We start from the raw sequence: 23,298 nt of genomic DNA, 5'->3' as shown, positions 1-23,298 counted from the left end.
AAGCATGTTCGACCAGTTCACCGTGCTCGTGCGGGTCATCGCATTCTGAGAGAAGCACTACCGCTGGGTGGGATTCGAGACTGCGAACATGGAAGCGGATGCGGTGGGGACGGGGACATCCGACGGAGACGGCCGTCGGTCGGTCGCGGCGACCGGCGTCGCCGAGCACGAGTCCTGGTTTCTCCACCGGCTGGCCCCAGACTCGGCGGCGCACGTGCTGTGCCTGCGCTATCGGGTGGACGGCGCGGTGGACTCGGCGGCACTCGGCGCCGCGTGGCTGTCGGTGCTGGACCGCCATGACGTGCTGCGAAGCACCTTCATCGACGTCGACGGCCGAGTCCTTCGGCGGATCGGCGTGGCGTCCGACTCCCCGCCGACCGTGCTGGATCTGCGGCGTCGCGGCGCGACGGATCGGCGGGAGCGAGCGGAGCGTGCCTGCCGCGCGGCCGTGTCGGCGCCGTTCGATCTCTCGACGCAGCCGCCCGCTCGGCTGACGGTCGTCCACCTCACCGACACAGACCACGTGGTGCTGCTCGCCCTGCATCGGATCGCGGTGGACGAGGAGTCCCTGTCGATCCTCGTGGCGGATCTTTCGGCGGCCTATGCCGAGGCGACCACGGCCGACGGGATCGCAGGGTCGAGGAGGAGTTCGGCTCCGCCGGGTTCCCGCGGCGTGGTACGTGCGGAACGGTGGTTCCGCCGAACGGCTGCCGGCCGAACGGCCCGCGACACGTCCGCCGCTGATTCGTCGGCCGCCGATCCGTCGACGACGAGCGGAGCATCCGCCCCGGACGACGCAGATTCCGGCTCCGACGGCGGCCGGGACTCGGCGCGCCTCCTCGACTGGTGGACCACGACGCTGACGCCTCCGCCGCCGCCCCTCGACCTGCCCGCCGATCGTCCGCGCCCCGCCGAGCCGTCGTTCGCGGGGGACGAGCTGCGATTCGACTGGGGCGCCGAGTTCAGCGCCACTCTGTCGGCCTTCGCCGAACGGTCCGGGAGTACTTCGCGAGTCCTGCTTCACACGGGCCTCCTGGCGTTGCTGCACCGAGTGACCGGCCAGGAGCGAGTGGCGGTCGGCGTGCCGATCTCGCTGCGTCGCGCGGCGGACGCCCGGCGCGTCGCCGCGTTGCGCAACACCGTGGTGCTCGGTGCGGACTTCTCGCCGACCTCGACGTTCCGGCAGATGCTCTCGGCCACCGGACGCCGATGGTCCGAGGCCGTCGACCACGCCGAGGTGCCGTTCTCCGACGTCGTGCGCGCGGTGAACCCGGCGCGTGACCCGCGTCGGATGCCGTTGTGCGACGCCGTGTTCGACCTTCGGGACACCGCGGCACCGCCGACCCTCGCCCTCGCGGGCGCCGCCGTGCACCCGGAGCCCGTGCACCCCGGCGCCGCTGCGGTCGACCTCGCGGTGATCGTCGAGGCCCTGGAGCCGACGATCACGGGGCGGATCGAATACCGGACGAGTCTCTTCGACCCCGGCTCCGCCCGCGTTCTCCTCGACCAGTTCCGCGGCCTGCTGCGGTCGGCGGTGGCCGCCCCGGACGTTCCCGTCGCCGAGCTCGCGATGGATTCCGAGGACACCCTCCGCGCGATGCTGCGCGAGGGCGACCTCGTCGACGCCGGTCCGCCGTCGGAGGTCCCCGTGCACGAGCGAGTACGAGGACAGGCCGCCGCCCGACCCGAGGCCGTCGCCGTCGCCCATCCCACCGAGCCCGTGGTGTATCGGGAACTGGTCGAGCGGGCGGAGTCCGTCGGCCGCACCCTGCGCGCGGCGGGGGTGACCCGCGGATCGGCGGTGGTGGTGCGCATGTCCACCAGCTCGCTGCGGATCGCCGCTCTGCTCGCCGTGCTGGACCTCGGCGCGCACCTCGTGTGGTCGGGCCCCGGCCGGGTCGGGCGGCGGGGCCGGGAGCTGCTCGCCGACCTCCGGCCCGGCTGCCTGCTCGTCGATCGCGACCCGGACACCGACGAACTGGCGCGGTGGTTCGCCGCGGAGCAGTCCGGCCGAGTCGTCGCCCTCTCCAGACGAGACGACGGCGCCCGAGGGGCAGCAGCCTCGACCGACACGGTCCGCGCCGAGACAGGACGAGACGACCGTGCCTACATCGCCTACACCTCGGGTTCGACGGGCAGACCCAAGGGCGTCGCGCACTCGCACGGGTCCTTGGCGCAGTACGTGACGTGGTTCGCCGAGGAGTTCCGCATCGAGTCCACGTCGCGGGTCGCTCAATGGGTGACGCCGGAACACGACCCGGCGCTGTGCGAGGTCTTCGCGACACTGGTCGCCGGGGCGACGCTGTGCCCGGTCCCCGAAACGATCAGGGTGCACCCGGAGAAGCTGGTGGACTGGCTCGCGTCCGAGCGCATCACCCATCTGCAGACGGTGCCCAGCTTCGCCAGGGAACTTCTCGCCGTCGTGCTCGGCAGTGGTTCGACGGAACGACTCGCCGATCTGAGCCATCTGCTGCTGATGGGGGAGGCATTGCCGCCCGCGCTGGCCGACAGCCTACGGGCGGGTCTCCCGCTGACTCGACTGGTGAATCTCTACGGTCCCACCGAGACCATCGCGGCCACCTGGTATGAGATCGCCGACGCCCAGCACGGGGCCGTGCCCATCGGCGTCCCCATCCCCGGGCGGGAGGTGCTGATCCTGGACGAGCGGGATCGGCTGTGCCCCACCGGCGTCGTCGGGGAGATCGTCATCCGGGGCCCGCACGTGGCCGAGGGGTATCTGGGCGAACTCGACGCCGGCCCGGACGTGTTCCGGCGCCTGCCCGCGGGCGGGCCGCGGCCCACAGCTGATCGGCGCTGCTACCGAACCGGGGACCTGGGTCGACGCCGACCGGACGGCTTGCTCGAGTTCCGCGGCAGGCGGGACTTCCAGGTCAAGCTGCTCGGCAATCGGGTGGAGTTGACGGAGGTCGAGACCGCGCTCGCGGCGCACGACTCGATCGCCGAGTGCGCGGCGGTGCCCGTGATCGACCGGGACGGACTGGTCAGCAGGCTCGTCCTGCATGTCGCCCCCGTCCCGGGGCGGGCAGGCTCCCCGGAGGTGTGGCGTGCGCACCTGCGCACCCGCTTCGGCGCCGTGCTGATCCCGGCATCGTTCCGAGTCCACGTCGACGGCCTGCCACGCGGCGCGGCGGGCAAGGTGGACCGCCGAGGGCTCGGACAACGCGGTCCCGTGCCGCATCCGAGATCTCGACAGCCGAGCACCCCGACGGAACGGGAGTTGGCCGAGCTCTGGTCCGGCGTGCTCGGCACGGACGGGATGCGCTGCGACGACGACTTCTTCTCACTCGGCGGTCACTCCCTGCTGGTGCCGTCGATGCTGCGGCGGGTTCGAGAGCGCTTCGGCGTGACCGTGCCGCTCTGGGGTTTCCTCATCGATCCCTCGCTGGGCGGACTCGCGGCGCTGGTCGCCGTCGACTCTCCTCGGCGCGACGGCGGGCAGACGGCGCCGTGACAACGGATCGAGCACGTCCGCTCACCGGCGGCCGCCCGGCCGACGTGCGAGTGGCGTGTCACCCGCGTCTCAACCGGAGGTAGGCAATGCCCGTACATGAGGACGAAACACCGGTCGTGTTCGACGGCGAGCAGCTCACCCCGACGGCCGTCCGCAGACTCGCGGAGGATCACGTGCCGTGCGTCGTGTCCCCCGAAGCCGTCGCACGCGCCGCGAAGAGCCGGGCGATCTTCGAGGACGTCGTCCGGCAGGGCATCCCGGTGTACGGGGTGACGACCGGTTACGGCGAGATGATCTACATGATGGTCGGCACCGAGAAGGAGGTCGAACTCCAGACCAACCTGGTGCGCAGTCACAGCGCGGGCGTCGGCCCGCTGTTCGCCGAGGACGAGGCCCGGGCGATCGTCGCGGCACGGCTGAACGCACTCGCCAAAGGACACTCCGCCGTCCGACCCGAGGTGCTCGAACGCCTGGCGCTGTATCTGAACCTGCGCATCACACCGGCCATTCCCGAGATGGGCTCGCTGGGCGCCAGCGGCGACCTGGCTCCGCTGTCACACATCGCCGCGACGTTGATCGGCGAGGGCTACGTCTGCCATGACGGACAGCCGACGCCCACCGCGGAGGTGCTGCGGCACCACGGCATCGAACCTGTGGAGCTGCGGTTCAAGGAAGGCCTCGCGCTGATCAACGGCACCTCGGCGATGACCGGGCTCGGCTCGCTGGTCGTCAGCCGGGCGCTCGACCAGGTGCGACAGGCCGAGATCGTGACGGCCCTGGTCATCGAGGCATTGCGGGGATCGACCAGCCCGTTCCTGCCGGAGGGACATGACATCGCCCGCCCGCATCCGGGCCAGATCGACACAGCGGCGAACATGCGGGCACTACTGCGCGGGAGCGGGCTGACCGTGGAGCACGCCGATCTGCGACAGCAGGTGGCTCGGCGGCGGCAGGGCGGGGCCGTCGAGCGCATCGACCTCTACCTGCAGAAGGCCTATTCGCTGCGGGCGATCCCGCAGGTGCTGGGCGCCGTCCGCGACACGCTCGATCGCGCGGCCGACACACTGCGGATCGAACTGAACTCCTCCAACGACAATCCGTTGTTCTTCGAAGGCCGCGAGGTCTTCCACGGAGCGAACTTCCACGGTCAACCCGTCGCGTTCGCCATGGACTTCGTGACCATCGCGCTCACACAGCTCGGTGTCCTGTCCGAACGGCAGACCAATCGCATGCTGAACCGCCACCTCAGCTACGGGCTCCCCGAGTTCCTCGTCGCGGGCGATCCGGGCCTGAACAGCGGGTTCGCCGGCGCGCAGTACCCGGCGACCGCGCTGGTCGCCGAGAACCGCACGATCGGGCCGGCCAGCACCCAGAGCGTCCCGTCCAACGGGGACAACCAGGACATCGTCAGCATGGGGCTGATCTCGGCGCGCAACGCGCGCCGCGTGCTCGGCAACAACGATCGAATACTGGCGGTGGAGTATCTGGCCGCCGCACAGGCGGTGGACGTGTCCGGTCGGCACGATCGGCTCGGCCCGGCGGGCATGGCGGCCTACGACGCCGTGCGCTCGCTGGTGCCGACGCTGGACCGGGACCGTTACATGAGCGACGACATCGAGACGGTGGCTGCGGCCCTGCGCCGGGGGGAGTTCCTGACAGCCGTCGGTGAGGTCGTCGCGGACCTGCGCTGATCAGCCGGACGTGCCGCCGCGTCGACGCGGCGGCACGAGGCCGTCTCGGGGCCCGGCCGATGCGCTCGGTGATCGACACGGCGTCGTGGTGATCGGTCCACCGCCCCACCGGTCCACCGGCATGGAGGATCGCCGCTCCTCCGCCGCACCACGCTGCTCGGCAGGTCCGCCCTTCCGGCCCGGCGTACGGCGACGGGCTACAGCTGCCTGCGCGCCGCCCACAGATCGGGGAACAGGAGTCTCGGCGCGGCGGCGTGGAGATAGGCGGCGCCTGTCGTGCCGCCGGTGCCCGGCCGATCGCCGATGATGCGTTCCACCATCCCGACATGCCGGACCCGCCACTCCCGGAACAGCATGTCGATCTCGACCAGATGCTCACAGAGCTGGGCGGCGAGACCGTCCGCGCGGTACACGTCCGCCAGCAGTTCCTGAACCTCCGACGACGGCGTGAGCGGCAGCGAGACGTCACGATGAAGTCGGTCCAGCGGCACGGGACTGCCCTGCACGGCAAGGTACGCCAGCAGCGAGTCGAACACCGACGGCCTGTCCATGGCCGCCGCCACCCGACGTCGTTCCGTACCACCGAGGGGAAAGGGCTCGAGCATCCGGGCGTCGCGTCGGCCCAAGACGGCTTCGAGCTCCCGGAACTGGGCCGACTGCGTACCGCTCCCGGTTCCGAGCGCTGAGCGGAAGCCCGCGAACTGCCGGGGCGTCAGAGTCTGGAGAACCTCGATCGGCGAGACCGTGGCTCGTAACGCCCCCGCCGCCCTGCGCAGCGTGTGCAGGGCCCCCTCTCCGTCGCCGGTCTCCAGTCGACGCCGCAGGCAGTCGAATTCGTGCAGCAGGAGTTTGAACCACAGTTCATGCACCTGATGCGCGATGATGAAGAGCAGTTCGTCGGGTTGTTCGGAACGCGGCCGCTGCGTTGTCAGGAATTCGTCCAATGCCAGGTACGAGGTGTACTCGGATGTGGCCGGCCGTGTGCTCGACATGATCTCATCACCCCATCGCATCCGTGGCCCGCCGTCTTCGCGATGGCTGCCGTCGTGAGGATTCGACGTGAAGCCCGAGACCACCGGGATCGTCGGTCGACCGCGTAGTCCGAGTGAATCCCGGATGCGATTCGGACACCACTGATCCTGCGTCGCGGCCTATTCGTGGAATCCTGCGCTCTCCTATTCCCGTGGTCGGACGGTACGGTGTCCGGCGCTGTTCCGGAAGAGCGTCCGCCAGTCATCGCATCAGCTGCGCATCCTCGGAGAACCGGACACTCCGCTGCGTATTCCGACGCGGCGCGACTGGGCAGCCGTCGCGTGTCGCGCATTTCAGAAGAAGTGTCGCCAGGGCAGCGCTGTCAGGATGGCGACGCGGCAGGGCAGGACGCCCGCCCCGGAGACGGCCGGTCCGCGTCCGCCGTCACCGCGGTCGGGCCGCACCGTCCGGACACGGGTCGGCCGGCTGCGGAGGAAGGAGCGACGAGATGATCTCAGCGGCGTGGTGTGAAGACCCCGCGAGCCGGGGGCGGCGTCGGGACCGGTGGCGGCCGTGACCGGCTTCGACGTCGACGGCTACCTCCGCAGGCTTGGACTTTCGCATCCGGGCCCGCCGGCGGTCGACGCGCTGCGGCGCCTGCATCGCGCGCATGTGGAGCGGATCGCCTACGAGACCGTGGACATCCACCTCGGCCGCCTCGGCGCCCTCGATCCGACCGAGTCCGCGGACCGGCTGGTCCGGCTGGGCCGGGGCGGATACTGCCTGACGCTGAACAGCGCCTTCGAAGCCCTGCTGAGCGCACTGGGATTCCAGGTCGAGCGACATCTCGGCAGCGTCGTGCTCAACGATCGCTCGGCCGCGCTCGGTATCGACGGCCATCACATGGCTCTCACGGTGCGCGGCCTGCCGACGACCGACAACCCCGACGGAACATGGCTGGTCGACGTCGGACTCGGTGACGGTCCACACGCACCGCTGCCGCTGGTTGCAGGCGTGCATCGGCAGGGCGGCTTCGTCTACCGACTCCGCACCTCGCCGGTGGCGCCCGAAGGCTGGCGGCTCGATCACGACCGGCGAGGACACTTCATCGCGATGGACTTCCTCTCCAGGCCCGCGGCCACCGCGGAGTTCACCGCCGCGCATCGGGAGATGTCGACGTCCGAGGACTCGCTGTTCGTGCGCGTCTTCACAGCGCATCGCCGTACCGCCGCCGACATCGACCGGCTGCGGGGCTGTGTGCTCACCAGGGTCGGTTCGAGCATCACAGAGCTGCGAAGCGCGGGCGAGTGGCTGGACGCGCTGGTCGGCCGCCTCGGGATCGTCCTCGACGATGTGAGCCCTCGACGGCGGCGAGAGCTGTGGGAGCGGGCATACGCCGTCCATCTGCGCTGGTTGGCGAAGCGCCGGGACGGCCGTGCCGAGAGCCGGGGGACGTCGCCGTCGTCGCTCCGACCGTAGGCGTCGCGTAGTCGAGGCCGACTCCGATGACGCCCATCGGCGACAGCCGCCTGCCGACCGCGCCACCGCGACCGGGCGGCTCGGCGCTCGCCCTGTGAGAGGACCACGGCGGACCGGTCCGCCGAAGTGGAGAGAAGGGGACTCACCATGCGACTCACCCCGTCGGCGCACGTCGACACGTTCTGCCGGGATGGACTGCCGCCCCTGTCGCAGTGGCCGGACCTCTCGTCTCCGGTGCCGGACGTGGCCTATCCCGACCGGCTCAACTGCGCGGTCACGCTGTTGACGGGTGCGATCGAGCACTACGGTCCCGATCGGCTGTGTCTGGCATCGCCGACCGAACGGTGGACCTACGGGGACGTGCTGCGCACGGCGCGTCGGATCGGTCGGCTGCTCACCGAACACCACGGCCTGGTGCCGGGGAACCGCGTGCTGTTGCGCGGGCCGAACAGCCCGTGGCTCGCATTGTGCTGGCTGGGCCTGCTGACGGCGGGCTGCGTCGCGGTCACCACCATGCCGTTGCTGCGGGCGAGAGAACTCGCCGAGGTGCACGACGTCTGCCGGATCGACCTCGCCCTGTGCGATCACCGGTACCTGGACGAGCTTCGCGCGGGCCTGCCGGGGACCCCGGTGCTCGCCTACGGCGGTGCGTCGCCGGATGACCTGGTGTCCCAGGTCGACGGGATCTCCGACGACTTCGAACCGGTGCGCACCGCCGCGGACGACGTCGCACTGCTGGCCTTCACCTCGGGTACCACCGGGCGACCCAAGGCGACCATGCACTTCCACCGCGACGTGCTCGCCGTCGCGGACACCTTCTCCCGCACCGTCCTGCGACCGACGCCCGACGACCTTTTCACCGGGACCCCGCCGCTGGGCTTCACGTTCGGCCTCGGCGGTCTGCTGATCTTCCCGCTGCGGGCTGGAGCCGCGGTCCTCCTGTTGGAATCGCCGACACCGGATCAGCTCGCCGGGCACATCGCCGACCACGGCGCGACGGTCTGCTTCAGCGCGCCCACCGCGTATCGCGCGATGCTGGCCTCCGGCGCGGCGACGAGGCTTCGCGGGCTGCGTCGGGCCGTGTCGGCGGGTGAACACCTGCCCGCGTCGACGTGGCACGAGTTCCGCAGGACGACCGGCGTCGAGATCATCAACGGCCTGGGGACGACCGAGCTGCTGCACATCGTGGTCTCCGCGGCGGACGAGGACATCCGCCCCGGCGCGACCGGCCGCCCGGTGCCGGGCTTCGACGTCGCGATCCTCGACGAGGCGGGCCGTCCGGTGCCGACGGGCCGAGTCGGCAGGCTCGCGGTCCGAGGGCCCACCGGCTGCCGCTATCTCGCCGACGACCGCCAGCGAGACTACGTGCGCCACGGATGGAACATCACCGGCGACAGCTTCCGGCGAGACGCCGACGGCTACCTCTGGTACCAGGCGAGAACGGACGATCTGATCGTCTCGGCGGGTTACAAGATCGCGGGGCCGGAGGTCGAGGAGGCGCTGCTGGCACATCCCGACGTCGTCGAGTGCGGAGTCGTCGGCGTCCCGGACGAGCTGCGCGGCACGCTCGTCACCGCCTGTGTGGTGCTGCGGGAGGGCGTCGCCGGCGATCAGACCAGGGCCCGAGAACTCCAGGAGTTCGTCAAGCATCGGATCGCCCCGTACAAGTATCCGCGGCGGATCGAGTTCATGAGCGAACTGCCCCGCACCAGCAGCGGCAAGCTGCGGCGCTTCGCCCTCCGTGACGTCGCCCGCGGCGTGGCGGAGCGGGACGTCGTCCAAGGCTGACCGCGTGCTCCCGGAGTGACGACGGAGCCGACGGCGCGGCAGGGGACGGCGCTGGAGGGGACGGCGGCGGGGCGGAGCCGTTCAGTGCGGGGGACGCCGGCGAGCGGTGCCGTCGGTTGCCCGGCATGGGTGGTGTCTGCGGGGTCTCCACGGCGATGCGGCAACAGTGCTCGGCGAGCCCACGACGTGGAGGCGACCTCGAGTCGACGGAACCGGTCTCCTGCCGTGTTCCGTGCCCGTCGCCGAGGCCTCCGGGTGCTCTTACTCCTCGACGCTGCCCGCCAGCCCGTCGAGGAGACGGGCCAGACCGAACTCGAAGACGGAGTCGAGGTCCGGCGGGACGTCCACCGCGAACAGCAGCGGGAACCGGCCGGTCGCCTCCAGCTCGGCCAGCTCGGCGTCCTGGCTGCACCACCACTGATCGTTGCTGACGCCGGTCTCCTGTTCCTCGTCCAGATCGGACCCGAGCCAGGTCGCCATGCCGACGACGAAGGCCGTCAGCGTGATGATCGCCTGCATGGCCGCCTCGCGCCGATCGGGTCGATCCGCGCCGAGCACCCGCATCAGCCATTCCACGTTGGCCAGGCCGCCCGGTGTCAGCAGCGGCCTCGGCACCGAGACTCGCGCGGCCGCCCACGGGTGTCGTCGGTACATCCGCCAGTCCCGCCGCGCGGAGATCTCCAGCGCGCGTCGCCAGTCCGACGGCGGCTCGGGCAGCGGCGTCTCGGTGAACGCGGCGTCGGTGATCAGGTGGACGAGGGCGTCCTTGCCTTCGACGTGTCGGTACAGCGCCATCGTGCTCACCCCGAGCTCGGTGGCCACGCGGCGCATCGACAGGGCTGCCAGGCCTTCCAGGTCGGCGACGCCCATCGCGGTCGCGATGATCGTCTCGCGGTTCAGGGCGACGTCGGCGGCGCGGGAGGCCGACGTCGGATTAGCCGGGCGCCCCGGCCGGTCCGAGACCACGGTGCCCGCTCCCGGCTTCGCGTGGACCAGGCCTTCGCGGCGCAGGGCGGTCAGAGCCTTGGTCGCCGTGGCCATGGCCACACCCCATTCCCGGGTGATCTGCCGGGTCGACGGCACCCGGTCGCCCGGTCGCAGCTCGCCGGACGCGATGCGTGCGCGGATCGCGCCGACGATCCGCGCGTAGGGCGGGCCGTCCTCTTCGGTCGGTTCGGCGGTCATGCTCGGACTTCCTTCCGGTCAGATCGCTCGATCGTACTAGTGCGCTACTCGGGCTCGTCGACGTGGCGATCGGCGCTGCGGAGTCCGATGTACGGCATCGTCGCTGGTGATCGACTAGCTAGTGCACTGCATCCAGTGCACTAGTGTGGTGGAGATCGTATCTTGCCGTTATAGGCCGTGTTTGCTCCGCCGATGATGCCATGCTTATGGTGTACGCGGAAGCGGCGACGTGTGGCGGACCCGCACCAGGGTGACAGCACAGAGCAAGGAGGGCACTCATGGTCGACGATCACGACACGCTCGTTTCGTCTGTACGCAAGGGCGGCCCCGGGGACGTGGAATCGGCGGTCGGCATCCTCACCGAGGCCTTCATGGCGGAGGAGTCCACTCGATGGCTCTTCCCCGACGACGCCGAACGTCAGGAGTGCCAGCAGTACTACTACCTCCCGCTGGCCGGTCAGGTCGCGGCGGACGGCGGGCTCCTCATGGTCGAGGACAAGGCGGCCTCGCTGTGGATGCCCGTCACCGGCGAAGGCACCTCGGGCCCGGACTTCGGTGCCGTCGACCTGCCGCCCGCGCTCGCCGCCCACACGGAGCGGCTGACCAGCCTGCTCACGCTGCTCGGCGAACGGCATCCGCGTGGGCAGCGGTACCTGCACGTGTCCTTCATGGGAGTGCGGCCCGGCGACCAGGGCCGAGGGCTCGGCTCGGCACTGCTGCGTCAGGGCCTGGCGGAGGCCGACGCGGCGGGGCTCGGCGTCTATCTGGAGACGGCGTCGGCGGGCGCTCGCGCCCTGTTCGAGCGACACGGCTTCCAGGCCGCCTGCGAGCCCGTCCGGCTTCCCGACGGCCCCGACATCACCACGCTGTGGCGGCCTGCCGCCCGATGACCACCGAACCGACCAGTGGAGGCGTCGCGCGAGAGACGGCCGTCGGCCGCCCCCGCCGAGCGTCCCACGACCCGCGGTAGTGAAGACGATGACAGGAGTGTCCCGATGAACCAGACGACGACCGGCCGCACCGAGGCCGAGGTGGTGGCGGGCGGCGGCCCCGACGACATCCTGACCGTCCGCCGTCTCGCCCTGCGCGGCAGCCAGACCGACATCGGCCGCGCCCTCGCGACGGAGGCCGGGACACGCTTCGGCTGGGCGCCCCCACCGGTGGCCGACACCCTGCGGAACCGGGCCCGCCGCCGATGGTTCGCCCGCGAGTGGCCCGCGCACCACGCCCGGATGCTCGGCGTCGCCGAGGCGTTCGGCCTCGACCCGGAGCGAGACGACCTCGACTTCTCCACGATCGTCTCCGGCGCGGCCGACTTCGGCTGCTCGGCGGTCTGGTATCCGCCGCAGGCCGCCTCGGACGGACACGGCCGCATCGTGCGCAACTTCGACTTCTTCACCGGCGACTGGCAGGGCCTGCTGGCCGCGATCGACGGCGACACGCCCGCCGCGACCCCGGCGGGTCCCCGGATCTGCGAGACGCCGTACGTCGTCGACCTCGTGCCCGACGAAGGCCCGGCCTCGACCGCGATCAGCATCTTCGGTCTCGACGGCGCCACCGACGGCGTCAACGAGCACGGCCTCGCGGTGGTACTGCTCATGGCCGACGTCGAGACCGCCCGAGCCGACGGGGCCGCCCAGCCCACGGCGGGCCTCAATCCGACGCAGGTGCCGCGCTTCCTGCTGGACACCTGTGCCGACGCCGAGGAGGCGAAGGAGGCGCTGCTGAGCACCAAGCAGTACGACGACGGAACGCCCTGCCATCATCTGATCGCCGACGCCGCCGGGCGGGGCTTCGTCTGGGAGCGGTCGCCGCACGGGGACGAGCACATCATCGAGGTCGACGACGGCCCGCTGTGCGTGACCAACCACCTGCTCCACCGTCATCCCGTGGTGGCGGAGCTGCCCCCCGACAACACCGACAGCCACGAGACCTACGGGCGGATGCGGACGCTCACCAGCCGGACCCGGGAGAGCGGGCAGACCGCGTCCACACCGGAGACGATGCGCGCCGACCTCGACGCGGTCGCCCCCCGGACGGACCCGAGCTGGCGGGCCGTCTGGCGCACGGTCGTCGACGTCCACGATCGGAGCCTGAACGCACGCTTCTACCTCGGCGAGGGGTCCGACGGCGCGATGCGCACCAGCGCGGAGGTCCGGCTCCCCGTGGGACGTCGCTGACGCCCTGGGCCGAACGCCGGGTCCCGTGGCGCCGCGGGCCGCGCGGGGATCGGCGCCGCGCCTGACGAGACGCCCGGCGCGACGCAGAACGCCGACGGGTCAGCCGGTCGCCACCCCGCAGTCGATGGTCGTCGTCCTGCTGCTGCCCGGGGGTCGACCGCCTGCCCACGGCGTCGACCGGCCACCGTGTCGCCAGACGGAACCAGGCCCGTCCGGGCGTCCTCGCCCGACGGCGATCCCCGAGTCGCCCCTTGCCCGGACCGGCCGGTCCTGGTCGAGACGACGCCGTCCCGTGCGGGCGTTCGCGGGCATCTCTTCTCGTCACGACCGATGAGTCCGGGCCGGTCGACCCGTCATACTCGGCATGCAGACACAGACAGGACGAGGAATCGGTCCGGCGGGCGCCGCCGGGCACGACACCGAGGTATCCGCAGATCCGATGGACACCGAGTCGACGAGGACCGAGGACGCCGCCGTGGTGGCCGCGGCGCGCGCGGGCGACGAGGCCGCCTTCGCGCGACTCGTGCGGCGTTATGAACGAGAGCTGCACGTGCACTGCTACCGCATGCTCGCCTCGTACGAAGACGCCGAGGACCTGACCCAGGAGACGTTCCTGCGGGCCTGGACCAGGCGGGACACCTTCCAAGGCCGTGCGACGTTCCGTGCCTGGCTCTACCGGATCGCGACGAACGCCTGTCTGGACTTCCTCGAACGGTCTCCCACGCGCAGGCAGGTCGCCGGGGTGGCGCAGGCACCGCCGGCCGCCGTCGCGTGGCTGCGGCCGTACCCGGATCGGCTGCTCACCGGGGGCACGTCCGAGGACGGGGCCCCGGATGCCGTGGTGCTGGCGAAGGAGACCATCGAGCTGGCCTTCCTCGCCGCCATCCAGCACCTCCCGCCGCGACAGCGGGCGGCGTTGATCCTGCGTGACGTGCTCGGCTGGCCCGCCGAGGCGACGGGCACGCTGCTGGAGAGCACCGTGGCATCGGTGAACAGCGCCCTCCAACGGGCGCGCGCCACCCTGCGGCGGCACCTGCCGCCTCGGCGGCTTGACTGGGCGCCGAGCGGAGATCCCAGTGCGGCGGAACGCGCGGTCCTCCAACGCTATCTGGCGGCCACCGAGCGTTGCGACATGGCGGAGCTGGCCGCGCTGCTGCGTGCCGACGCGCGATGCGGGCAGCAGCCGGGAGCAGGCGGCCATTTCGGCGCGCACCCGGTCTGGTATCAGGGACGGGACACGATCATCACGGCCTGGTCGCCCGCACTGGACGGCGCGGACGCCGTCGAGTTCCGCTGCGTCGAGACCTGGGCGAACCGACAGCCTGCGGCGGCGGTCTACGTCCGCGCGCCGGGAGAGACCCGCTGGCATGCCTTCGGGCTCGACGTGCTGCGGATCGAGGAGGGGCAGGTGGCGGAGGTGACCGCCTTCCATCCCGACGTCCTGCCTGCCTTCGATCTTCCGATGACGATGTGACCGCGCGCGGGTCGGGGTGTCACGGCGACCGCCCCGGCCCGCCCCGCTGTGCCCGTCGACGTCGGCGCCGGGCGGGCCCTCAGCGCAGGGACGCCGTGGTGGACCCCTGGTCGCCCTGCCGTCGATCGTCCTGCTCCACAGGCGCCTCCGCGTTCGTGTTCACGTGCCGCAACGCGGTGGCCGCGATGGCCGCGAGCACGATGAAGAGGGCCGCCGCGATTCCGGCGACGGTGGTCAGACCGGTGGTGAAGGCCTCCCGCGCGACGTGCAGCAGTTCCTCGCCTGCCGCACCCGGTACCTGTTCGGCGGAGAACACGGCGGCAGTGATGCTGTCGCGCGCCGCCTCGGCAGCCTCCGGCGGGACGTCGTCCGGAATGGTCGTGGCCGTCTGCCAACGGTAGACCGCCGTGCTGAGGCTGCCGAGCGCCGCGACACCGAGGGCGATGCCGAATTCGCTGGTGGTCTCCGACATCGCCGACGCCGAACCAGCCTTCTCCGGCGGTGCGGAGCCCAGGATGAGCGCGGTGCTCAACCCGGACGGCAGTCCGAGGCCCGACAGCGCCAGTGCCCAGCCGATGAGCAGGACGGTCAGCCCGTCGGCGCTCTCGACCTGAGTGATCAACAGATAGCCGAGTCCGGCCAGCACCATGCCGGTCGCCATCACAGAGGCAGGTCGGAAACGGCGCGCGAGAATCGGCGCCATCATGATCGAGAAGATCATCAACACGGTCGACGGCACCAGCCACAGTCCGGCGTGTAGGGGGGAGAGCCCCGCCACGCTCTGCAACTGGATGGCGACCAGAAAGCTCGTCCCGCCCTGCACTGCCCCGCTGAGCAGCCAGAGCACCAACGCCGCGCTGAAGGTCCTGTTGCCGAACAGTCGCATGTCCAGCAGCGGGCTGGTGAGCCTGCGTTGGCGCAGCACGAACACGGCGCCGATCAGCAGGCCGAGCACGACGGAGCAGGCGGGAAGCACGGCCCAGCCGTCCTTGGCGAGCTCCTTCAGCCCGTAGATCACCGGCAGGAGCGCGGCCAGGGAGAGCGCGGCGCTGACCATGTCCAGTCTGCCGCCCTCGGCGTCGCGATACTCCGGCAACAGGAGGGGACCGGTGATCAGCAGCAGCACCATCACGGGAACGCCGAGAAGGAAGACCGAGCCCCACCAGAAGAACTCCAGCATGATCCCGCCGACCACCGGGCCGATGGCGAGACCGCCCATGAAGCAGCTCATCCAGACCGCGATCGCCACGCCCATCTGGCGGGGGGACGGGAACATGGTGCTGATCAGCGACAGCGTCGACGGCATCAGACACGCGCCCGCGACGCCCATCAGCGCCCGGGTCACGATGAGCATCTCCGGGCTGGTGGAGAAGGCCGCCAACAGGGACGCGACGCCGAAGGCGCCCGCCCCGATGAGCATCAGTCTCCGCCTGCCGATGCGGTCGCCCAACGAACCCATGGTGACCAGGAACCCGGCCACGACGAAGCCGTAGATGTCCATGATCCAGAGTTGTTGAGTGCTGGAGGCCCCCAGGTCGGCGGTCAAGCTCGGCAGGGCCAGATAGAGCACACTGAAGTCCAGGGACAGCAGCAGAGTGGGCAGGGCCAGCACCGCCAGCCCGAGCCACTCCCGCCTGCCTGCCCGGAGGGCGTCATCAGCGACCACGTCACCATCTCCTCGCTGTTCTCGGCCGTGTACGCACGTGCTGATCATTGAGACGGCAGACGGGCCGGAAACTGATCGCTCGAGGAGGACGGGCGATCCGCCCGCCGATGCCGATTCGGACGGCGATGTTCTGGCGGGGGAGCGGCTGTCGTGCGGCAGCGCCCGCCCGCGTGGTGACGTCAAGACCGTGCGTCTACCGGGGCGGCCGGACGGACAGCCGGAGGCGCCGCGACGACCGGCCGGGCCGTCGAAAGCGGCCTCTGCCAGGTTCGGAAGGCGAGGCGTCGGCCGACACGCCGGGACAGTCCGAAGTGTTCTGCGGGCGTGTCGGTCACCAACCGATAACCTGGGCGCGCTTGATCAGGTAATGCCCCTGGATGCGCAGGGTGGCACCGGCTCTCCGGAGCCGGTGAGGATCGCAACGCGGCCTGGGCCTGCCGCTGGAGGTAGTCGGACAACCGTGGCACCGGCTCTCCGGAGCCGGTGAGGATCGCAACCCTGCAAGCCACGGATCGACCTCGGCTGCGTTTGCGTGTGGCACCGGCTCTCCGGAGCCGGTGAGGATCGCGACAAGAGCGACAAGCTCGCGGGCGTGAAGATTCGCGGTGGTGGCACCGGCCGTCCAAAGCCGGTGCGGATCACGACCGGTACGCAGTCGCGGGCGAAGGCGTGTGACGGCTGCGTGGCACCGGGTGTGCGGGGCCGGTGCGGATCGCAACCGCCGGGCGAGGCGGCCTGCATCGCTCGCCCAGAGCGTGGCACCGGCTCTCCGGGCCGGTGTGGACCGCGACGGATCGTCGTCTGGCGGGGATGGACCACGGTCTGTGACACCGGCCCGTCGGGTCGGGGACCACAGCCGGGCCGCCACGCGGATCGTGAACGCCAGCGGCCTCCCCCACCGCCCTCGGGGCCGGTGCGGGGCGCGGGGGATGCCTGCGACGGGTACCGCCCGCCGGGCGCGCGGGGACGATCGCCGCCGACGAACGCCGATCCCCCGACCACGCCTCGCCGCATGGGGCCGCTGTCTAGCATGAGCCCGTGTCGACCCCATCTGACGCGGCCTTACTCGTTCTGCACCCGTCCAGACAGCGCCGACGGATGTCCGCGATCCTCGGCGTCGTGGTCTCGGCGTTGCTGATCGTGCCCGCCACGATTCAGGCTGGACTGGCGGGATTCCTCGTCACCTCGGCGTTCATGGGCCTGCTGATGGGTCTGGTCTTCTTGTCGCTGACACGATCACGGGTCGTCCTCACGGCGCATCGGATCGGCAGCAGGGGGATGTTCGGCGGAGTCCGCTGGGTGCCGCGCTCGCTGGTGGCGCTGGTGGTACAGGGCCTGTTGTTCATGGGCCGCGAGACCCCGCACAACGTCTTCCTCCTGGACGCGCGGGGCAGGCGGCTGCTGCGCCTGATGGACTCGCTCTACGACCGGGCCGACCTCGATCGACTCGTCCGCGAGCTGCGGGTCCCCGTGCAGGGCTTCCCGCCGGGGACCACGGCGAAGAGGCTCGCTCAGGTCTATCCGGGCATCGTGCCGGCGGCGGAGCGCAGGCCGTTCCTGTTGGCGTTCGGGATCGTCGGTGCGGTGATCGTGCTGCTCGTCGTGCTCGTGGTCGCGCTGACATGACCGGGAGCCGCGTGGGCAGCGACGGGTGAACTCTGCGAACGGAATACGGTCCGCCATCGGCCCGCTCCGATGCCGTGGCCGACAAGCCGGTCGCTCGCAGCCGCTCGAGTCCGTCGGCCGATGGTGGGTGGATCGCGGCGGGGCTCGGGTCGGTGCGCGTCCCGCCGTTCGCGGCCTTGCTCGCCCGGTGACCCGGCCTGGCTTCGCGGCCCGCACGGCGGCTCGGGCTCGACTGCACGGCGGGTCAGGCACGACTTGCACGGCGGTTCGGGCGTGGCCTGTGGTGATTCGAGCGAGCGTGCCCCTGTACGGCGGTTCGGGCTCGACCTGCACGGCGGTTCAGGTGCGGACTGCACGGCGGTTCGGGCGCAGCCTGCCGCCGCACAGGTGAGGTTCGGCCGGCGGCCCGGTCGCGATCGGCGCACCGATTCGACGCCGTCGGATCGCCTGCGGCCTCGTCGACCCCCGCACGTGGTGGTACAGCGCGCCCGTGGTGGCTGATCGACATCGTCGCCGACCGAAGCAGGCAGTTCGGTGATCGCGGTCGACCCGCCGTGCGGTCGACCTGCGATGATCGCGATCGGGCGGGCGTCGCCGCAGTGCATGCGGCAGCCGCCTCCGACATGGACAGACAGCCCGAGTGCGGATCTCCCGATCACTCGGTCGGAGATCGCCACGCCGACAGGCCGAGCACCGCGAGCCCCGGCGCCCCGAGTCCCGACGAGCGAGATGAGTCGCAGAGCGAGATGAGTCGGAGAGCGGAGTCGCCGTGACGTCGTAGGGCCGGGCGACGACGAGCTGGTCACCTCCGGGCCTGGTCATCGAGGGATCTCAGGCGACCCACAGCAGGCCGCTTCGCTCGATCCCGATCCGGACGCCGGGCGCGATCCCGTCGACGTCGCCGACGGGTCAGATCGGGGCCTGGAGGGTGCGCGGCCGCGTCGTGCCGGTTGACCCGTCCGGGGCCGCTGCCATAGAACTGCGGGTGCCCTCGCCGACGAGGGTCGTCGCCGCCGAGGCGAACGTCGTCGTGCGGTCGTCGTGCGGTCGGCGGGCCGTGCCGGTCGGTCGCCGTGTCCGGTGGTGCGGCCTGCGGACCGGCCGTCTCGGTGGACGGCCGATGCGCGGACGCATTCGGCTTCGACGTTCGGTGTCCGATGTATGCCCTTCCCAGGGGTCTCCCCGCAGGGCAGGCTCGCCGGACATCCCGCCGCCGCGACCGTTGGAGCCTCGAATGCCGTTGCCGCCCGCCGACGCCGCCCCGATTCCCGACGACGGCGCGGAGCCCGAGGACACCGCGGTCGTCACCGCCGTGGCGACACCGGAGGCGATCGAGATCGTCGAGCCCGGCGACGCCCCGAACGCCGTCCAGGCGGAGGGGCACGCCGTGCCTCGGAAGCCGGCGCGGGGCGCCCCGGCGACCGGGACGGTCGTCGCCGATCCGTCCTCCGGCGCGCGGCTGATCCACCTCCGGGCCGCCGGGGTCAGCCTGGTGCTGAGCCTCGCCCCTCGTCGACTGCCCTCGGTGCTGCACTGGGGCGCGGACCTCGGCGACGTCGACGGCGCGATGCTCACCGAGCTGCATCGAGCCTCGATTCCGGCGCCCGCGCCCAACGACGTCGACGAGCCGCCCGTGATCGGCGTCGACGTGCTCCCCGAGCATGCGTCGGGCTGGCGAGGCAGGCCGGGGCTGACCGGGCAGCGGGACGGCCGGGGCTGGTCGCCGCTGATCGAGCGGACGGCCCTGGACATCGAGACCTGGTCCGAGGGCGGCGGCCGAGTAGTGGTCGACGGAGTCGACGCCGAGTCCGACCTGGCCGTTCGCGTCGAGATCGAAATGCTGCCCACCGGCCTGCTCCGCCAGCGTGCGGGCGTCACCGCGAACCCGGCGGCGCCCGACACGGCGGGCGGAGTCGGCTCGGCCGACACGGCGGACGGGTGCCACGCGGCCGCCCCGGGGGTCGGTGCCGACGCGGGCGGGGCTCACGCGAGTGGTGTGGACACGGCCGGCGATGACGTGGTCGGGACTGACGTGGCTGGTACGGACACGGTCGGGGCTGACGTGGCCGTCGCCGATGTGGCCGTCGCCGACGTGGCTGGTGTCGCCACGGCGGTGGACTCGGCAGTCGCGCACACCAGCACCACCCCCACGCCGATCGCCGTCGGAGCCACCGACGCGGCCTCGACCACCTCCGCCGTCGGCGGTGCGGCCTGGAGCGCGGCCCGACAGAGCCGGGACACCCCGTACGCCCTGGGCGGCCTCACGCTGGCGCTGCCCGTCCCGCCGGTGGCCACCGAGCTGTTCGACCTGGCCGGCCGCTGGGGCCGGGAGCGTGCCCCGCAGCGCGCCCCCTTCCTCGTCGGCTCGCACACCCGGGAGAACCGGCGCGGGCGCACCGGGGCGGACGCACCGTTGATCCTCGCGGCGGGGACGGAGGGCTTCGACTTCCGCTCCGGCGAGGTCTGGGCCGTGCACGTGGCCTGGAGCGGCAACCAGCTCGCCTACGCCGAACGGCTCGCCGACGGCACGGCCGTGCTCGGCGGCGGCGAGCTGCTGGCGGCGGGCGAGGTACGGCTGGCGGCGGGGGAGGGCTACGTCGGTCCGTGGCTGTACGCCGCGTACGGCATCGGATTCGACGGGGTCGCCGCCCGGTTCCACGAGCACCTGCGGGCCAGGCCGCACCACCCGCGTCGTGCCCGGCCGGTGATGCTGAACACCTGGGAGGCCGTGTACTTCGATCACGACCTGGATCGGCTCGTCGAGCTGGCCCGGCGCGGCGCCGAGGTGGGCGTCGAGCGGTATGTGCTGGACGACGGCTGGTTCCGGCATCGACGCCATGATCGGGCCGGACTCGGCGATTGGTACGTCGATCCCGACGTCTGGCCGGACGGGCTCACCCCGCTGATCGAGCAGGTTCGGGCGTTGGGCATGGAGTTCGGCCTGTGGTTCGAGCCCGAGATGGTCAATCCCGACTCGGACCTGGCCCGAGCCCACCCGGACTGGATCCTCGGGTTCGCCGACCGCACGCCGCTGCTGTCGCGCAACCAGCTCGTTCTCGACCTCGGCAACCCGGAGGTCTTCGCCTACCTGCTGGAACGGCTGGACTCCCTGCTCAGCGAGTACGACATCAGCTACGTGAAGTGGGATCACAACCGCGATCTGATCGACGCGGGCCGTCCGCCGACGGGCGCGGCGGGCGTCCATCAGCAGACCCTCGCGGTCTACCGGCTCCTGGACGAGCTCCGATCCCGGCACCCCGACGTCGAGATCGAATCGTGCTCCTCCGGTGGGCTGCGCATCGACCTCGGCATCCTGGAACGCGCCGACCGGGTATGGGGCAGCGACGTCATCGACCCGTTGGAGCGCCAGCAGATCCAGCGCTGGACGAGTCAGCTCCTGCCGCCCGAACTGGTCGGCTCCCATGTCGGCGCACCGCGTGCGCACACCACCGCCCGCACCCACGCGCTGTCCTTCCGGGCGGGCACCGCCCTGTTCGGCTCGTTCGGCATCGAATGGGACCTGACCTCGGCCTCGGAGCAGGACCGTGCCGAACTGGCGGAGTGGGTCGCGCTGTACAAGGAGCTGCGCCCGCTGCTGCACACCGGGACGCTGGTGCGCGCCGAACAGCACGACCCGTCCTTCGCCCTGCACGGAATCGTCGCTCGGGACGGCGGTGAAGGAGTGTTCTCCCTGGTGCAGCTCGCCACCCCGGTGACCGCCATCCCCGGCGTGGTGCGGCTGCCGGGCCTCGACCCGGAGCGGGACTACGACGTCGCGGTGCAGGCGCCGGGGCATCGGCCCGCACTGCGGATGCGGCGAGACGTCCCGTGGATCGACGGCGGGGCGCGGCTGAGCGGTCGCGTACTCGACCGCGTCGGGCTGCGGGCTCCCGCGATGCATCCGGAACAGCTGTTGCTGATCCGGGCGCGCGCCGTGCCGCGCTGACGCGCGACCATGGTCCGTGACTGGTGACTGGTGACTGGTGACTGGTGACTGGTGACTGGTGACTGGTGACTGGTGACTGGTGACTGGTGACTGGTGACTGGTGACTGGTGATCCGGTTGCGTCGTTGCGTCGTTGCGTCGTTGCGTCGTTGCGTCGTTGCGTCGTTGCGTCGTGCGTCGTGCGTCGTGCGTCGTGCGTCGTGCGTCGTGCGTCGGCGGCCGCCGAGCCGCGCGGGTGCGGTGCGTGGCCCGCGCGGTCGACGCCTGCTCGTGGTCGCCCGCCGCCCCCGAGCCGTCATAGACGGGTGGTGGCCCGCCCGAGTTCCCGAGCGTCCCGGCGCGGCCGATGCTCGAGACGGTCGGAAAGCCGCCACGCGGGTCCCGCGGGGCCCCGTATCGTGCTCACGCGGGCGAAGGTCGTCGAGGTGCCGAAGGGGCTGGCGTCCTGACTACACTGCCCGGCGTGACAGACACGGTGGACCCCTCGAACCCGGACTCGCTGCGTGCCCGGATCGGCGCTGCGGCGGCGCTCGGCCAGACCGACGCACTGGCCGCTCTGCTTCGCGAATCCGGTGCGGACCAGGCGTTGGCCGACACCTCGGGGACCATCCCGCTGTATGCCGCCGCCGTCAGCGGTCACACCGAAGCGGTGCGTCTGTTGTTGGCGGCGGGCGCGGCGCCCGATGTGGAGAGCCACGGCGGTCCCGACGAGGGAACGCCGCTGTGCGCGGCCGCGTCGTGGGGGCATCTGGGCGTGGTGCGGCTGTTACTGGAGCACGGCGCCGACGCCAACCTCAGCGAGGCCACCCACCCGGAGGCAGACGTCGACGCGGCAGGCATGACTCCCCTGGAGTGGGCCGCCCTGGGCGGACATGACGAGGTCGTCACCGCTCTGGTGGCGGCGGGGGCCGTGGTTCCCGACTTCTGAACGACCGACCGGCCGTGACACGGCACGGCTCCGGCGATGGCACGCGGCCCGGCGTTTCGTGGCGGCAGCCCGCCTGCCCCCGGAACCCGGAACCCGGAGACCCTGGCGTGCCGAGTGGCGGTGCGGACAGTGGCCTTGAGCGTAGGCCGGGTGGCGGTGCGGACGGTGGGCATCGGAGTCGGCTGCTCGATCATGACTCCATGATCGAACCCCTGTTCGATTCCGGCAAGATCTCGATCGAGTGGATCAGCGATGCGCGCCCGCCGGGGAGGAAGCACGGTCGATCGCAGACCCCGGCGGGCTGATCCCCGCCATCGTCAGACGAAGCAGCCGGTCGGCCTCGGCCGCGCGGTCCGCGTGATGCTCCGTGGCCAGCGCTATCCCGGTGATCAGCGTCAGCAGGTCCGCCGCGGTGACCCCCGACGCGACGGCGCCGTCTCGGACGGCGCGGCGCACCAGCGGCTCGCCGGCCTCGGTGAGCTTCGCCGCGCACTCGCTCTCCTGTGCCGCCACCGCATCCGGGGTCAGGGCGGCGGCCATTCCTCGTGCGGAAGCGGCATGCGCAATCACGGCGCCCAGCCAGGTCAGCAGGGCGGATCGCGCGTCGGCCGCGTCGGTCAGCTCGCCCGCGCGCAGGCACAGCGCCTCGATCCGCTCCCGGAACACGGCCTCCAGTAGCGCTCGCCTGCCGGGGAAGTGGCGGCGCACGGTGGCCGAGCCGAGTCCCGCCCGGCGGGCGATCTGTTCCAACGACGCCTCGGCGCCGTGGGCGGCGACTTCCGCCTCGGCGATGGCGAGGAGGCGTGCGTGGTTGCGTCTGGCGTCCGCGCGCTGGGCGGGCATAGGCCTTCACCTCGCGGTTTGCTCAAGTGGCGGGGGCCTCCGTATCTTA

The 23,298-nt window shown here is 71.6% G+C and carries 14 protein-coding genes; 10 read left to right on the top strand and 4 right to left on the bottom strand.

Translation table 11 applies throughout. From position 1 onward, the window contains the following. The first annotated feature begins 88 nt into the window (after positions 1-88). Both AHOG_RS16610 and cmdF read left to right on the top strand, forming a co-directional pair. A complete protein-coding gene (locus AHOG_RS16610) occupies positions 89-3,472 on the top strand; it encodes a non-ribosomal peptide synthetase (protein ID WP_093942179.1) in 3,384 nt (1,127 codons plus the stop codon). A gap of 86 nt (positions 3,473-3,558) precedes the next feature. After that, positions 3,559-5,163 carry a tyrosine 2,3-aminomutase gene (cmdF, locus tag AHOG_RS16605; protein ID WP_093942178.1) on the top strand — a complete coding sequence of 535 codons (1,605 nt, stop codon included), beginning with the start codon at positions 3,559-3,561 and terminating at the stop codon, positions 5,161-5,163. A gap of 197 nt (positions 5,164-5,360) precedes the next feature. On the opposite strand, the gene AHOG_RS16600 is transcribed toward cmdF, so the two are convergent. After that, positions 5,361-6,155 carry a tryptophan 2,3-dioxygenase gene (locus tag AHOG_RS16600; protein ID WP_093944516.1) on the bottom strand — a complete coding sequence of 265 codons (795 nt, stop codon included), beginning with the start codon at positions 6,153-6,155 and terminating at the stop codon, positions 5,361-5,363. Between the two features lie 553 nt (positions 6,156-6,708). Between AHOG_RS16600 and AHOG_RS16595 the strand changes: the two genes are divergently transcribed. Continuing rightward, positions 6,709-7,614, top strand: coding sequence for an arylamine N-acetyltransferase family protein (locus tag AHOG_RS16595; protein WP_093944515.1), 906 nt, complete (start codon positions 6,709-6,711; stop codon positions 7,612-7,614). A 147-nt stretch (positions 7,615-7,761) separates the two neighbouring features. Further along, positions 7,762-9,402, top strand: coding sequence for an AMP-binding protein (locus AHOG_RS16590; protein WP_093942177.1), 1,641 nt, complete (start codon positions 7,762-7,764; stop codon positions 9,400-9,402). A 261-nt stretch (positions 9,403-9,663) separates the two neighbouring features. On the opposite strand, the gene AHOG_RS16585 is transcribed toward AHOG_RS16590, so the two are convergent. After that, a complete protein-coding gene (locus AHOG_RS16585; RefSeq protein WP_093942176.1) occupies positions 9,664-10,587 on the bottom strand; it encodes a GntR family transcriptional regulator in 924 nt (307 codons plus the stop codon). A 278-nt stretch (positions 10,588-10,865) separates the two neighbouring features. Here AHOG_RS16585 and AHOG_RS16580 point away from each other — a divergent pair, with 278 nt between their 5' ends. The 3 genes from AHOG_RS16580 (at position 10,866) to AHOG_RS16570 (ending at position 14,241) form a co-directional block, all read left to right on the top strand. After that, a complete protein-coding gene (locus AHOG_RS16580) occupies positions 10,866-11,477 on the top strand; it encodes a GNAT family N-acetyltransferase (protein WP_093942175.1) in 612 nt (203 codons plus the stop codon). 105 nt (positions 11,478-11,582) lie between these two features. Beyond that, positions 11,583-12,767, top strand: coding sequence for a C45 family peptidase (locus tag AHOG_RS16575; protein WP_093942174.1), 1,185 nt, complete (start codon positions 11,583-11,585; stop codon positions 12,765-12,767). 364 nt (positions 12,768-13,131) lie between these two features. Next, positions 13,132-14,241, top strand: a complete 1,110-nt coding sequence (locus AHOG_RS16570) for an RNA polymerase subunit sigma-70 (RefSeq protein WP_245856270.1) — start codon at positions 13,132-13,134, stop codon at positions 14,239-14,241. Positions 14,242-14,320: 79 nt separating this feature from the next. Here the strand turns inward: AHOG_RS16570 and AHOG_RS16565 are convergent, their stop codons facing one another. Beyond that, the gene (locus AHOG_RS16565; RefSeq protein WP_245856269.1) at positions 14,321-15,907 is read right to left on the bottom strand and encodes an MFS transporter; all 1,587 of its coding nucleotides are present in this window, start codon (positions 15,905-15,907) and stop codon (positions 14,321-14,323) included. A 1,038-nt stretch (positions 15,908-16,945) separates the two neighbouring features. Here AHOG_RS16565 and AHOG_RS16560 point away from each other — a divergent pair. The 3 genes from AHOG_RS16560 to AHOG_RS16550 all read left to right on the top strand — a co-directional run bounded on the left by AHOG_RS16560 (position 16,946) and on the right by AHOG_RS16550 (position 22,406). Beyond that, positions 16,946-17,533: a hypothetical protein gene (locus AHOG_RS16560; RefSeq protein ID WP_157736862.1), complete on the top strand. Its 588-nt coding sequence runs from the start codon at positions 16,946-16,948 to the stop codon at positions 17,531-17,533. 1,234 nt (positions 17,534-18,767) lie between these two features. Further along, a complete protein-coding gene (locus tag AHOG_RS16555; protein ID WP_245856268.1) occupies positions 18,768-21,479 on the top strand; it encodes an alpha-galactosidase in 2,712 nt (903 codons plus the stop codon). A gap of 462 nt (positions 21,480-21,941) precedes the next feature. Further along, positions 21,942-22,406, top strand: coding sequence for an ankyrin repeat domain-containing protein (locus AHOG_RS16550; RefSeq protein ID WP_211290418.1), 465 nt, complete (start codon positions 21,942-21,944; stop codon positions 22,404-22,406). A 246-nt stretch (positions 22,407-22,652) separates the two neighbouring features. Here AHOG_RS16550 and AHOG_RS16545 read toward each other — a convergent pair whose 3' ends face one another. Then, positions 22,653-23,249 carry a TetR/AcrR family transcriptional regulator gene (locus tag AHOG_RS16545; protein WP_093942170.1) on the bottom strand — a complete coding sequence of 199 codons (597 nt, stop codon included), beginning with the start codon at positions 23,247-23,249 and terminating at the stop codon, positions 22,653-22,655. Positions 23,250-23,298: the final 49 nt, after the last annotated feature.

The organism is Actinoalloteichus hoggarensis (genome assembly GCF_002234535.1).
Classification (GTDB): domain Bacteria; phylum Actinomycetota; class Actinomycetes; order Mycobacteriales; family Pseudonocardiaceae; genus Actinoalloteichus_A; species Actinoalloteichus_A hoggarensis.
This window is presented reverse-complemented; position numbering and strand designations above follow the sequence as displayed.

Excerpts from the sequence above, each read along its gene's own strand:
- AHOG_RS16570 (WP_245856270.1), top strand. The coding sequence starts at position 13,132 with ATGCAGACACAGACAGGACGAGGAATCGGTCCGGCGGGCGCCGCCGGG.
- cmdF (WP_093942178.1), top strand. The coding sequence starts at position 3,559 with ATGCCCGTACATGAGGACGAAACACCGGTCGTGTTCGACGGCGAGCAG.
- AHOG_RS16600 (WP_093944516.1), bottom strand. The coding sequence starts at position 6,155 with ATGTCGAGCACACGGCCGGCCACATCCGAGTACACCTCGTACCTGGCA.
- AHOG_RS16610 (WP_093942179.1), top strand. The coding sequence starts at position 89 with ATGGAAGCGGATGCGGTGGGGACGGGGACATCCGACGGAGACGGCCGT.
- AHOG_RS16585 (WP_093942176.1), bottom strand. The coding sequence starts at position 10,587 with ATGACCGCCGAACCGACCGAAGAGGACGGCCCGCCCTACGCGCGGATC.
- AHOG_RS16590 (WP_093942177.1), top strand. The coding sequence starts at position 7,762 with ATGCGACTCACCCCGTCGGCGCACGTCGACACGTTCTGCCGGGATGGA.
- AHOG_RS16555 (WP_245856268.1), top strand. The coding sequence starts at position 18,768 with ATGCCGTTGCCGCCCGCCGACGCCGCCCCGATTCCCGACGACGGCGCG.
- AHOG_RS16575 (WP_093942174.1), top strand. The coding sequence starts at position 11,583 with ATGAACCAGACGACGACCGGCCGCACCGAGGCCGAGGTGGTGGCGGGC.
- AHOG_RS16580 (WP_093942175.1), top strand. The coding sequence starts at position 10,866 with ATGGTCGACGATCACGACACGCTCGTTTCGTCTGTACGCAAGGGCGGC.
- AHOG_RS16545 (WP_093942170.1), bottom strand. The coding sequence starts at position 23,249 with ATGCCCGCCCAGCGCGCGGACGCCAGACGCAACCACGCACGCCTCCTC.